Annotated in this window: 11 protein-coding genes; 8 read left to right on the top strand and 3 right to left on the bottom strand. The window is 70.7% G+C overall.

Annotated features, from left to right (window positions below; all coding sequences use genetic code 11):
• Nucleotides 1–33: 33 nt before the first annotated feature.
• Entirely contained in the window at nucleotides 34–417 is a 384-nt protein-coding gene (locus AB0P18_RS13880) for a hypothetical protein (RefSeq protein WP_344054638.1), read from the bottom strand.
• A 99-nt stretch (nucleotides 418–516) separates the two neighbouring features.
• Between AB0P18_RS13880 and AB0P18_RS13885 the strand changes: the two genes are divergently transcribed.
• Nucleotides 517–984, top strand: coding sequence for a MarR family transcriptional regulator (locus AB0P18_RS13885; protein ID WP_363360519.1), 468 nt, complete (start codon nucleotides 517–519; stop codon nucleotides 982–984).
• Between the two features lie 2 nt (nucleotides 985–986).
• On the opposite strand, the gene AB0P18_RS13890 is transcribed toward AB0P18_RS13885, so the two are convergent.
• A complete protein-coding gene (locus tag AB0P18_RS13890) occupies nucleotides 987–1,823 on the bottom strand; it encodes an aldo/keto reductase (protein WP_363360520.1) in 837 nt (278 codons plus the stop codon).
• A gap of 130 nt (nucleotides 1,824–1,953) precedes the next feature.
• Between AB0P18_RS13890 and hrpA the strand changes: the two genes are divergently transcribed.
• Together hrpA and AB0P18_RS13900 are read left to right on the top strand one after the other, a co-directional pair.
• Entirely contained in the window at nucleotides 1,954–5,871 is a 3,918-nt protein-coding gene (gene hrpA / locus AB0P18_RS13895; RefSeq protein WP_363360521.1) for an ATP-dependent RNA helicase HrpA, read from the top strand.
• On the top strand, nucleotides 5,871–6,812 hold the full coding sequence (locus AB0P18_RS13900) for an NADP-dependent oxidoreductase (RefSeq protein ID WP_363360522.1): 942 nt from the start codon (nucleotides 5,871–5,873) through the stop codon (nucleotides 6,810–6,812). The genes hrpA and AB0P18_RS13900 overlap by 1 nt, the downstream gene beginning before the upstream one ends.
• A gap of 6 nt (nucleotides 6,813–6,818) precedes the next feature.
• On the opposite strand, the gene AB0P18_RS13905 is transcribed toward AB0P18_RS13900, so the two are convergent.
• Nucleotides 6,819–7,646 carry a sulfurtransferase gene (locus AB0P18_RS13905; protein WP_363360523.1) on the bottom strand — a complete coding sequence of 276 codons (828 nt, stop codon included), beginning with the start codon at nucleotides 7,644–7,646 and terminating at the stop codon, nucleotides 6,819–6,821.
• A 95-nt stretch (nucleotides 7,647–7,741) separates the two neighbouring features.
• Between AB0P18_RS13905 and AB0P18_RS13910 the strand changes: the two genes are divergently transcribed.
• The 5 genes from AB0P18_RS13910 to AB0P18_RS13930 all read left to right on the top strand — a co-directional run bounded on the left by AB0P18_RS13910 (nucleotide 7,742) and on the right by AB0P18_RS13930 (nucleotide 12,972).
• The gene (locus AB0P18_RS13910; RefSeq protein WP_363360524.1) at nucleotides 7,742–9,058 is read left to right on the top strand and encodes a PLP-dependent transferase; all 1,317 of its coding nucleotides are present in this window, start codon (nucleotides 7,742–7,744) and stop codon (nucleotides 9,056–9,058) included.
• On the top strand, nucleotides 9,055–10,038 hold the full coding sequence (locus tag AB0P18_RS13915; RefSeq protein ID WP_363360525.1) for a Gfo/Idh/MocA family oxidoreductase: 984 nt from the start codon (nucleotides 9,055–9,057) through the stop codon (nucleotides 10,036–10,038). Before AB0P18_RS13910 ends, AB0P18_RS13915 begins: the two co-directional genes overlap by 4 nt.
• Before the next feature lie 47 nt (nucleotides 10,039–10,085).
• A complete protein-coding gene (locus AB0P18_RS13920; RefSeq protein WP_363360527.1) occupies nucleotides 10,086–11,279 on the top strand; it encodes an NYN domain-containing protein in 1,194 nt (397 codons plus the stop codon).
• 4 nt (nucleotides 11,280–11,283) lie between these two features.
• A complete protein-coding gene (locus AB0P18_RS13925) occupies nucleotides 11,284–11,454 on the top strand; it encodes a hypothetical protein (RefSeq protein WP_363360528.1) in 171 nt (56 codons plus the stop codon).
• 330 nt (nucleotides 11,455–11,784) lie between these two features.
• Complete coding sequence (locus AB0P18_RS13930; RefSeq protein ID WP_344054658.1) at nucleotides 11,785–12,972, top strand: ROK family transcriptional regulator; 1,188 nt, start codon at nucleotides 11,785–11,787, stop codon at nucleotides 12,970–12,972.
• Nucleotides 12,973–12,978 lie beyond the last annotated feature (6 nt).

Consider the following 12,978-nt stretch of genomic DNA (forward strand, 5'->3'; position numbering starts at 1 on the left):
GTCGATGATAAAGCCGAGGGACACAGGGTCGGCTCAGCTGGCGACCCTGACCTCACTGTGCGATGATTCCGCCCCGAACTGGTTCATGACACGCATGTGCTTGCGTTCGAGGTACGCGGCCGCTTCGGACTCCGGCATCACGGTGAGCGTTCCCGTCGAGTCCTCGCTCTCCCCCATGGCCTGGATCCAGAGGCGGTTCAGCGAAGGAACGCGGCTCCCGCTCGAGACGAACTGCAGCGGAACCGCGGCGGAGACCCAGAGGTTGCGGCGACTGCCCGAGCCGAGCTCCTCCACCGGCAGGCTCACCATGAACGACTCGTCGCGACGCAGTCGTACGGCCATCGCCAGACGCAGATGCTCCAGCGTCCGGTCATCCACGTGGATCCCGGCGCTGTTTCCGTAGAAGAGCGTGCCCATTCCCAACCTCCCTAGTTAGCTGATCTAACTAGTATCTCGTTCTTTTAGGTAAATGCAACATCTTCTCGGCGTATGATCTTTTCCAGAAGGGGATCATCCGTGTACACCGTCGCGCAGGAACAGCGAGCTCTCGCCTCGCTCATGCTGTTCGAGCACGCCCTGCTCGAGGAAGAGCGTGATCTGCGGGCATCGCTCGGACTCGGGGGCAACGACATCGCCGTCCTTCGTCTCGTGACCGATGCCGAAGCGGAAGGCCACCTGCTCACTCCGAGCGACATCGCCAGGACCCTCGGTACCTCCAGCGCCGCGACGACGGCGATCGTGGACCGGTTGGCGAGCGCGGGCCACCTCGCCCGCTCACCGAACCCGAACGACCGGCGCAGCGTGGTGCTGACGCCGACGATGTCGGCGGATTCGCCCGCACGGGCCGCTCTCGACGGCAGCCGGCGGCGCCGGGAGACGATGGTCGAGACCCTGTCGCCGGCCGAGCGCGAAGCGCTCGCGGCGGCCCTCACGCAGCTCGCCGCGACGCTGACCGCAGGCCAGCGTCGCGACGTCACGAGCTGAGCTCAGTTCACCTCGTCGGGGTGCGCGCTGACCCGACCACTGCCGTCGCCGGGCTCGACCTGGTCGATCGCCTGCATCTCGGCATCCGACAGCGTGAAATCGAACACGTCGAGGTTCTCCTCCAGGCGCTCGCGACGCACCGACTTCGGGAAGACGATGAAGCCCTTCTGCAGGTGCCAGCGAAGCACGACCTGCGCGGGGCTCTTCCCGTGCGCGGAGGCGGCATTGCGCACCTCGGGCAGCCCGAACAGGTCGTACTTGCCCTGACCGAGCGGCCCCCAGGACTCGATGCGGACGCCGTGATCGGCAGCCCATCCGGTGATGTCGCGCTGTTGATGCGCGGGATGCAGCTCGATCTGGTCGACAGCGGGTGTCACGCCCGTCTGGGCGACGATCTTCTCGAGGTGGGGCACGAGGAAGTTGGAGACGCCGATGCTGCGGGTGAGCCCGGCATCTCGGATCTCGATGAGCTTCTGCCACGCGTGCAGATAGTTGTCCTTCGCCGGGGTCGGCCAGTGCACGAGATAGAGGTCGACGCGCTCGAGGCCGAGCTTGTCCAGGCTCTCGCGGATCGCGGCGTGCGGCTCTTCAGCGTCGTGGCGGTCGTTCCACAGCTTCGTCGTGATGAACAGCTCGCTGCGCGGGATGCCGCTCGCGGCGATCGCAGCACCGACGCCCTCTTCATTGCCGTAGATCGCGGCGGTGTCGATGTGACGGTAGCCGACCTCGAACGCTTCGGTGACCGCGCGCTCGGTGTCTGCCGGCGGGACCTTGAAGACGCCGTAGCCGAGCTGGGGGATGTCGTAGCCGTCGTTGAGCTGAAGCGTGGGGATCGTCATCGCTCCAGCCTAAATGCGCTCGCGAGAGGGCAGATCTGTAGGGCGACACGCCGTCCGAGGGTGACATATCTGCCCTCTCGCGAGGAGCAGTCGGGCAGGAGCGGGACGCGAATCGATACGATGGAAGGCTATGTCCGCACCGGAACCCGTGATCTCCTATCCCCCGGAGCTGCCCGTCAGCGCCGCACGGGACGACATCGCACGTGCGATCCGCGACCATCAGGTCGTGATCGTGGCGGGGGCCACGGGGTCGGGCAAGACGACGCAGCTGCCGAAGATCTGCCTCGAGCTCGGGCGGACCCGCATCGCCCACACCCAGCCACGCAGGATCGCCGCGCGCACGATCGCCGAGCGCATCGCGGATGAGCTCGATGTGCCCCTCGGCACCACCGTCGGGTACAAGGTGCGCTTCACCGACAAGGTGCAGGACGACACGCGCATCGCGCTCATGACCGACGGCATCCTGCTCAACGAGATCCACCGCGACCGCCTCTTGCGCCGGTACGACACGATCATCGTCGACGAAGCGCACGAGCGATCCCTCAACGTCGACTTCCTGATCGGGTATCTGACCCAGATCCTGCCGAAGCGGCCCGATCTGCGGGTCATCATCACGAGCGCGACGATCGATCCGCAGAGCTTCGCGGCGCACTTCGCGGATGCCGAGGGGCAGCCCGCGCCGATCATCGAAGTGTCCGGCCGCACTTATCCGGTCGAGATCCGCTACCGCGGACCCGAGGCGGCCACCGAGGACGACGTCGACGGCATCACCTCCGCCCTCGCCGAGCTCGATCGTGAAGCTCCCGGCGACGTGCTCGTGTTCCTTCCCGGCGAGGCCGAGATCCGGGACGCCACGGATGCCGTCCGGGGCATGTACGCGAAGGACGCCGCCCCGACCGAGGTCCTCCCCCTTTACGGCCGCCTGAGCGCCGCCGAACAGCACCGCGTTTTCGAGCGATCCGCGGTCGCCGGGGTCCGCCGCCGGGTCATCCTGGCCACGAACGTGGCCGAGACGAGTCTGACCGTGCCCGGCATCCGGTACGTGATCGACACCGGCACCGCGCGCATCTCGCGCTACAGCAACCGCACGAAGATCCAGCAGCTCCCGATCGAGGCGATATCGCAGGCGTCCGCGCAGCAGCGGTCCGGCCGCGCGGGCCGCACCGCGCCGGGTATCGCGATCCGCCTGTACTCCGAGGACGACTTCGACCGGCGTCCGCTGTTCACCGAACCCGAGATCCTGCGGACGAGCCTGGCGTCCGTCATCCTGCAGATGCTCTCGCTCGGCTTCGGCGAGATCAGCGCCTTCCCCTTCCTCACTCCGCCGGACTCGCGCGGTGTCAAGGCGGCGGTCGACCTGCTCCTCGAGCTCGGCGCAGTCCAGGCTCCCGCCCGCGGCGACGGCGGCACCGCACGGCTCACCGACGTCGGCCGCGAGATCTCGCGGCTGCCGATCGATCCGCGCTTCGCGCGCATGCTGATCGAGGCGAAACGCGCGGGAGTGCAGCGCGACGTGCTCGCCATCGTCGCAGGCATGTCGATCCAGGACGTCCGCGAGCGGCCCGAAGAGCGGCGCGAGGAGGCGGATCGTCTGCACGCGCGCTTCACGGATCCCACGAGCGACTTCCTCAGCCTGCTGAACCTGTGGAACCACCTCCAGGAGCAGCAGGCGGCGCTCGGCTCGAGCGCCTTCCGGCGCTTGTGTCGCGCGGAGCATCTCAACTACGTGCGCGTGCGCGAATGGGTCGACGTGCACCGCCAGCTGCGCACGCTCGTCGGGGCGCCGCGGCGGGACGCCGGACCGGAGAGCCCGGCGGACCCCGACGACCTGCACCGGGCGATCATGTCCGGCCTCCTCTCGCACATCGGCATCCTGGACCAGCGCGCCGCCGCGAAGGCGGCGGGCGCCAAAGCCCCCGCCGAGGGACGACGGCAGCCGCTCGCGGAATACCTCGGCGCCCGCGGCACGAAGTTCGCGATCTTCCCCGGGTCTGGGTTGCGCAAACGCCGTCCGGCCGCCGTGATGGCGGCCGAACTCGTCGAGACGTCGCGTCTGTTCGCGCGCACGGTCGCGGCGATCGACCCGGCGTGGGCCGAGTCCCTCGCCCCCGATCTCGTCAAGCGCCAGCTCAGCGAACCGCACTGGTCGAAGGCGGCGGGAGCGGCATCCGTCTACGAGAAAGTGACGCTGTTCGGGGTCGAGATCATCCCCCGCCGTCGCGCCCAGCTCGCGCGCTTCGACCGCCCGCTGGCCCGTGAGCTGTTCGTGCGCCACGCGCTCGTCGACGGCGACTGGGACTCCACGGCGCTGGACAAGCGCCTCACCGCGTTCGAACGCCGCAACCTCGAACTGCGGCGGCGGCTCGAGAAGATCGAGGAGCGGGAGCGCCGCCGCGACATCCTGGTCGGCGACGAGGCCGTGTACGCGTTCTACGCCGCGCGGATCCCCCGCGACGTCTTCGATGCGCGCTCCTTCGAGAAGTGGTGGCGGGATGCTGCTTCCCGGACGCCCCGGCTCCTCGACATGACCGAGGCAGACCTCCTCGAAGACGCCGCACGCACCGACGAACGGGCCTTCCCCGCACGCTGGCGGCAGGGCGACCAGGTGCTGACGCTCGCCTACCGCTTCGAACCGGGCGCCGAGGACGACGGGGTGAGCGCCGTCGTGCCGCTCGCCCTCCTCGCCCAGATCCGCCCGGACGGGTTCGACTGGCAGGTCCCGGGCATGCGGGACGAGATGATCACCGCGCTGCTGCGCGCCCTGCCCAAGCACATCCGCCGGCACGTCGTCCCGGCGGCGGACTGGGCCGCGCGCTTCTCCGAAGAACTCGATGGCCAGGGGCCGGAGTCGCACGGCGGCCTGCCTCCGGTCGCACTGCGCGCGGCGCTCGCGACGCGGATCCAGCCGATCGCGAACCAACCCGTCACCGCGGCGGACTTCGAGCTCGACCGCGTCCCCGCCCATCTGCAGGTCTCCTTCCGCGTCGTCGACGAACGCGGGCGAACGGTCGGATCGGGGCGCGACCTCCCCGCCCTCCAGGCACGGTTCGCCGACCGCGCGCGCACCTCGGTCGCGCGGGCGACCGCACGCGTACGTCCCGATCCCCCGGGGCCCGCGGCGTCGAACGCGCCGAGCGGCGGCGCAGCGTGGGCGGCTGAGCGCACCGGCGTCACCGACTGGGACTTCGGCGATCTGCCCGACGTCGTGGACACGAAAGTCGCGGGCGGCGTCGTGCGCGGCTATCCGGCGGTGGTGGATGCCGGAACCAGTGTCACGGTGCGCGTGGAGGCGACCGCCGAGGCGGCCGCCCGGGCCACCCGCGCCGGGGTCCGTCGCCTCATGCTGCTCGCCGTGGCGTCACCCGCGACCTATGTGCTGGAGCACCTGACCTCGACCGAGAAGCTCGCCCTGGCGGCATCCCCCTATCCGTCCGCGAAAGCGCTCATCGAAGACGCCCGGCTCGCGGTCGCCGACGCCGTGCTCGACCGGACAGCCGGCGGGCCCGTGCGCACACGGGAAGACTTCGAGCGCGTCCGCGATGCGTTCTCGAGCGCAGTCGTCACGGAGACGTTCGAGGCGGTCTCGCTCGCCACGCGGATCCTCACCGCCGCCCGCGAGGGCGAACGGGCGCTCCGCGCACAGAACTCGCTCACCCTGCTCGGAGCGCTCGGCGACGTCAAGAGCCAGCTGGCAGGTCTCGTCTTCCCCGGCTTCGTCTCGCGCATCGGGTTGGCACGCCTCGCTCACGTCCCGCGCTACCTGCGTGGGGCGACCGAGCGCGTGCAGAGCCTCGCCGATAACCCCGGACGAGACCGGCAGCGCATGACCGAGTTCGAGCGCGCGGCCGCCGCATTCGCCGAGGCGGGCGGGACGATCCCGGTCCCCGCCGACGCGCCCGCACCGATCGTGCGCACCCGCTGGCTGCTGGAGGAGTATCGGGTGAGCCTGTTCGCGCAGCACCTCGGCACCGCCGAGCCCGTCTCGTTGCAGCGCATCCAGAAGTCCCTCCGCGACGCCGACTCGCCGCCCTCTCAGAAAGGCCCGTGATGACCAGAGCGATCACCTACAGCGCGTTCGGCGGACCCGACGTGCTCACCCTGACCGACGTGCCGGCCTCGGACCCGGGGCCGGGCCAGCTCGCCGTCCGCATCGAGGCCGCCGGGGTGAACCCGATCGACGGAAAGCTGCGCAGCGGCCTCCGACCCTCGGGCGAGATCTCCGAGCCGCGCCGGACCGGCTCGGACGCCGCGGGCATCGTCACCTCCGTCGGTGAGGGTGCGGAGGGATTCCGGGTCGGCGACGCTGTGGTCCTGTTCGACGCAAGCGGCACATACGCGGACGAGGTCGTCGTGGATGCCGCGAACACGCAGCCGCGGCCGCCCGAGGTGAGCGCCGCCGAAGGCGCTGCGATCGGCATCCCGGTCGGCACGGCGTATCAGTCGCTACGTTCGCTCGCGGTCGGACCTTCCGACACCCTGCTGATCCACGCCGGGTCCGGCGCGGTCGGCCAGGCTGCGATCCAGCTCGCCGTGCTGTGGGGAGCGCGGGTGATCGCGACGGCGTCCCCGCGGCGGTTCGACCGTGTGCGCGGGCTCGGCGCGACGCCCGTCGCCTACGGCGAAGGGCTCGCCGAACGGGTGCGCGACGCCGCACCCGACGGGATCACCGTCGCCCTGGACGCCGCGGGCACCGATGAGGCGATCCAGACGTCGCTCGAGCTCGTCGCCGACCGCGATCGCATCGCGACGATCGTGCGTGGTCGGGATGCCGGCTCCTTCGGCATCCGGGCGTTCTCGGGCGGCAGCCCGGAGGGACTCAGCCCGCGGCAGCTGGAGTGGCGGCGCGAGGCCGTGCCGGTCGCGATCGCCCTGATGGCCGCCGGGCGGTTCTCGGTGGAGCTCGGCCCGTCCTTCGCGCTCGCCGATGCGACGCAGGCCCACCGCGCTCTGGAGTCGGGCACGGACGGCAAGATCACGCTGCTGCCGTAGCCGCGGTCAGTCCCCGGTCGCGACCGGCCGACCGGGGGTGTTCGACCACGCGCTCCACGAACCCGGGTACACCGCGACCTCGACCCCGGCGAGGACTCCGGCGAGGGCCGTCTGGGCCGCGGTGATGCCCGATCCGCAGTACGCCGCGACCCGCGCACCCGCAACGGCGCCCACCGCGGCGAACGCGTCGCGCAGCACCTCGGCGTCACGGAACCGACCGGACTCGAGCAGCGTCGCGATCGGCAGGTTGCGAGCCCCCGGGATGTGCCCGGCGACCGGGTCGATCGGCTCGTTCTCGCCTCGGTAGCGCTCCGGCGCGCGGACGTCGAGCAGGATCCCGCTCCCCGGCCACGTCGCGGCTTCATCGGTGGACAGCACGGGATGCGCGAGCTGCGTGAGGACGATCGAGCCCGGTTCGGGCGTCACCTCACCGGTCTGCAGCGGGAGTCCCGCATCCGCCCACGCCTGCAGTCCTCCGTCCAAGAGCCGCACGTCCGCCACGCCACTCCCGGTGAGGAGCCACCACGCGCGGGAGGCGGGGAGCGCGTTCGCGTCGTCGTACACGACGACCGTGTCGCCCTCACGCAGGCCCCATCGCCGCGCGGCGACCTGCAGCTCATCCCGTGCGGGCAGCGGATGCCGGCCCTCGGCCGGATCGCCGTGCGTCGAGAGCTCGCGCTCGAGGTCCACCCATACGGCGCCGGGGATGTGTCCGGTCAGATACTCGGGTCGGCCGTCGGGTCGATCGAGGCGCCACCGCACGTCCAGGACGACGACGCGCGCCGCGCCGGCGAGGAGGGCGGCGAGTTCTGCGGGGCTGATCAGCAGCGACATCCCTCCATTGTCCGCGCCCGCGAGCCCGACCCGCTCCGTGCAACAGTTCGACACACGCCGATGCGGCGGCGGTGGAGCCCCGGGATGATGGGGACATGTCCGAGGTCTCCCGGTCCTTCGCGACGGCTCAGGTGCAGGCGGGTTACGTTCCCGCCCAGGCCGAGAACACGGCCGTCCCCCCGATCCATCAGTCCAACGCGTTCGAGTTCGCCTCGCTCAGCGAAGCCCGCGACCTGTTCGCGCTCCGACGCGAGGGCAACATCTACAGCCGCGCGGCGAACCCGACCGTACTCGTGTTCGAACAGCGCATCGCGGCACTCGAGGGCGGGGTCGCCGCAGCGGCCGTCGCCTCGGGCCAGGCGGCGGTCGCCCTCGCGCTGCTCGCGCTCGCCAGGCAGGGCGAGCACATCGTGGCCGCGCGTCAGCTGTACGGCGGCACGGTCGATCTGCTGCAGGACACGTTCGCCGACTGGGGCATCGAGGTCGACTTCGTCGATCAGGACGACATCGCGGCCTGGTCGGCGGCCGTCCGCCCGACCACGCGCGCACTGTTCGCGGAGTCGATCACGAACCCCAACGCGCAGGTGCTCGACGTCCGCGCCGTCGCCGCGATCGCCCGCGACGCGGGCGTGCCGCTCGTGATCGACCACACCGTGGCCACGCCCTATCTGCAACGCGCGAAGGACTTCGGCGCGGACATCGTCGTGCACTCGGCGACGAAGTACCTCGGCGGCCACGGGACCTCTCTCGGCGGCGTGATCGTCGACCTCGGCACGTTCGACTTCGGTGCCGACCCCGAGCGCTGGCCTCAACTCGCGCTCCCCTACCGGCGCGTCGCGGGCGGGAGTCTTGTCGAGCGCTTCGGCGGAACCGGGTCGCCCTTCATCGCGCTGGTCAAGACGAAATACGTCCACGACCTGGGTCCGTCGCTGTCGGCGTTCAACGCCTTCCAACTGCTCCAGGGCCTGGAGACGCTCGACCTGCGCATGCAGCGGCACAGCGCGAGCGGCCTCGCGGTCGCCGCATTCCTCGCCGAGCACCCCGCGGTCACGCGCGTCAGCCACCCGGGCCTGGCTTCGAGCCCGTGGCACGAGCGCGCGAAAGAATACCTGCCGCGGGGTGCGGCATCCGTCTTCTCCTTCGACGTCGCCTCCTCCGGGGACCCCCTCGCCGATTTCGACCGCATCGAGCGCCTCATCGCGGCGCTGCGGATCGTGCGTCTCGTCGCCAACATCGGCGACGCGCGGAGCCTGATCGCGCATCCCGCCTCCATGACGCACAGCCACTTGACCGCGGAGCAGCTCGCCGAAGCCGGGATCTCGCCCACGACGCTCCGCCTGTCGATCGGCCTGGAGGATCCGGCCGACGTGATCGCCGATCTGGGCGCTGCGCTCGCTACGCTCGAGGGATGACTGGACTGCGCTGGGGAATCCTTGCCACGGGCGGCATCGCCCACGCTTTCGCGAGCGACCTGCGGACGGCGGGTTTGACGCTCACCGCCGTCGGCTCGCGCTCGGCGGAGTCGGGCGAGCGTTTCTCGCGGGAGTTCGACATCCCCCGCGTGCACTCGTCGTACGCGGACCTCGTCTCGGATCCCGATGTCGACATCGTGTACGTGTCCACGCCGCACCCGATGCACGCCGACAACGCGATCCTCGCGCTGGAGAACGGCAAGCACGTCCTCGTCGAGAAGCCGTTCACCCTGAACGGCGCCGAGGCGGCACGGGTGCAGGACGTCGCCCGACGTACCGGTCTCCTCGCGATGGAGGCGATGTGGACGCGATACCTCCCGCACATGCTCCGCGTGCGCGAGCTCGTGCAGGAGGGTGCGCTCGGCGACATCCGTGCGCTGACCGCCGACCACACCCAGAAGATCTCGACCGACCCCGCCCACCGGCTGAACGACATCGCCCTCGGCGGCGGCGCCCTGCTGGACCTCGGCATCTACCCCATCTCGTTCGCGTGGGACATCCTCGGCGCTCCGACCTCCGTCACCGCCGCCGCGAACCTCGGGGCCACCGGCGTGGACGACGAAGTGGCGACGATCTTCACGCACGAGCGCGGCGCTGTCTCGACGTCGCTGTCCGCGTCGCACGCCGCCGGCCCCAACACCGCGAGCATCATCGGCACGGAGGCCCGGATCGACATCGACCGCGTCTGGTACACCCCGACGTCGTTCCGTCTCGTCTCGCCCGACGGCACCGTGCGGGAGTCGTTCGAATCCGACATCGAGGGCCGCGGCATGCAGTTCCAGGCGCTGGCCGCCGAGCGCTACGTCGCCTCGGGCGCGAACGACAGCGACATCCTGCCGCTGTCCGAGACCGTCGCGATCATGGACACCCTCGACGAAGTGCGCCGGCAGATCGGACTGCGCTACCCGGGCGAGGCCTGAGCACCGCGCCCGCACGCCGCGCCGGGCGGGCCTGTCACACTGGGAGGATGCCCGACTCCCAGAATTCACGCGTCGCCGTCTACCTCGACTTCGACAACATCGTCATCTCCTGGTACGACCGGGTGCACGGCCGGAACTCGTACGGGCGCGACCGTCAGCGGATCATCGAGACACCCGAAGATCCCGAGATCGCCGAACGCCTCGCGGCGGCGACGATCGACGTCGGCGCGATCATCGACTACGCCGCGTCGCTGGGCACTCTCGTCCTGACGCGCGCCTACGCCGACTGGTCGTCGCCCGTGAACGCGGTCTACCGCAGCCAGCTCGTCGCCCGCGCGGTCGATCTCGTACAGCTCTTCCCCGCCGCGGCGTACGCGAAGAACGGCGCCGACATCCGCCTCGCGGTGGATGCCGTCGAAGACATGTTCCGGCTCCCCGACCTCACGCATGTCGTGATCGTTGCGGGCGACTCCGATTACGTGCCACTCGCGCAGCGCTGCCGGCGCCTGGGCCGCTACGTCGTCGGCGTGGGCGTCGCGGGGTCCACGGCGAAATCCCTCGCGGCGGCGTGCGACGAGTTCGAGGCCTACGACTCCCTGCCGGGCGTGCCGCGGCCGGTGCGGAGCACATCGACGCGGGATGCCGGCGGCAGAGCGACCGGCCGTGGCAGCGGTTCGCGCGGGAAGAGCAGCACACCCGCCGCCGACGAGGCCGCCGAGGCCGAATCCGCGGCCCCGGTCGCCGCCGAGACGCCGGCGGAGACCCCTGCCCGCACCCGGGGCGGGCGCGGCTCGAAGAAGCAGCCGGCGAAGGAGACTCCGGCGGCGGACGAGCCGGCGAGCCCCGAGAAGGCGAGCGCGCAGGCGACGGCCGACGTCGTGGCACCCCTCTTCCAGGCACCCGAGCCGGTCGCGCCGGCGCGGCGGACGAACCGGCGCGCGACCTCGAGCTCCGTGGCCGCCGCGGCGACCGAGGAGCCGGCATCCGACGAGCCCGCGGAGGATCCGCAGGACGTCGCGACGCGCCTCCTGGAGCGCGCGCTGCGACTCGGCCGCGACAAGGACGACGACGCCGAGTGGCTGCACAGCTCGGCGGTGAAGACCCACATGCGACGCATGGATCCGTCCTTCAGCGAGAAGGCGCTCGGCTACCGGTCCTTCTCTGACTTCCTCAAGGGTCGCGAGTCCATCGCCGAGCTGGAGGAGACGGGACACGAGCGGCTGGTGCGTCTGCGGGAGTAACCCCTTGAAACCTGAATCAAGTTTCCCGGTCGCGGTGTACCTGGCGGTCGCTGCGGCGGTGTCCCTCGTCGCTGTGGTCTCCATGCGCGAGACCAAGGGCTCGTCGCTGCACGAGCTCGATCGCATCGACGATGCGCGGCGCGCCGAGGCCGAGCGCGTGGCTGATCGCGTCTGACCGGCATCCGCTCGCCTGACCGGGCCCCCGTCACCGGAAGGTGGCGGGGGCTTCGTCCTGCCCCCCGCCCGGCCCCGGCCCCGGCCCCGCCGACATGGTGGCTCTTCCCCCGAGGTGGTTGTTCTTCCCGCGAGGTGGTGGGTTTCCCCGCGAGGTGGTGGGTTTCCCGCCGAGATGGTGCCCACCATCTCGGCGGAAAAGGGACCACCTCGGGGCAAGAGGGACCATCTCGGTGCAAGAGGGACCATCTCGGGGCAAAGGGGACCATCTCGGGGCAAAGAGGACCACCGGGACGGGACGGCCGGGAGGGCGTCCGGTACAGTGTCGATCGTGGTAGGACGCATCGCCCCGCCCGGCTCGCAGACTTCACTCCGTGAAGCCAACCGAGCCCGGCTCGTCGAGTCGCTCAAAAGACATGGGCGACTGACGCAAGTGGAGTTGGCCGGCAGCACCGGCCTCTCGCCTGCCACCGTGTCCAACATCGTCAAGGAGCTCACCGCTTCGGGTCTGCTGCACACCTCGATCACTTCTCGCAGCGGACGCCGTGCGACCCTGGTCTCCCTCGCCCGCCAGCTGGGTCTCGTCGCCGGCGTCCACTTCAGCTCTCGCCAGCTGCACATCGCGATCGCCGACGCCACACGCACCGTGATCACGCAGACATCGCTGCCGCTCGCGCTCGATCACCGGCACGACGCCGAACTCGACCGTCTCAGCATCCTCCTCGGCGACATGATGGAGACCCTGGGCGGTACCGTCAGCGACCTGCTCGCCGTGGGCCTCGCACTGCCCGCACCCATCGATCCGCGCACCGGGATGGTCTCCACCCCGGGCCTCCTCCGCGGCTGGGAGGGCGTCGACGTCGCCGAAAGCCTCACCGCCCGCATCGGGCGCCCCGTGTTCGTCGACAGCGAGGCGAATCTCGCGGGACTCGCCGAAGCCCGCGAAGGCGCCGGTCGGAATGCGTCGTCGTCGGTGTTCATCCGGGTCGGCCACACGATCAGCGCCGGACTCATCGTCGGCGGCGACCTCTTCCGCGGCGTGAACGGCAAAGCGGGTCAGATCGGCCACGTCACGATCGACGAGAACGGTCCGATGTGCCGCTGCAGCAACCGCGGTTGCCTCGAGACGTACGCGGGCGGCCCCGCCCTGCTTTCGCTCTTCCCCCCGAGCGAGGGCATGCAGCGTCTCCGGGACCTCATTCAGGCATCGGATGCCGGTGACGGCAGTTCCCGCCGGGTGATCGCCGACGCCGGACGGCACATCGGCATCGCCGCGGCGAGCCTGTGCAATCTGTTCGACCCGGAGCTCATCATCGTCGGTGGCGAACTCGGCGAGGCGGGCGAGATCCTGATGGCCCCGATGCGCCACTCGCTCGAGCGCACCGCACTCGCCTCGGCGGACGGACTGCCCGAGATCGTCGGCGCGACGTTCGGCGGATGGGCCGAGACGCGCGGCGCGATCACGATCGCGCTGGATCACGTCACAGTGGATGCCGAAGCCGTGCCGTTCTCGGCGTAGGCTCGA

This window comes from Microbacterium sp. NPDC064584 (genome assembly GCF_040687315.1).
GTDB lineage: Bacteria > Actinomycetota > Actinomycetes > Actinomycetales > Microbacteriaceae > Microbacterium > Microbacterium lacus.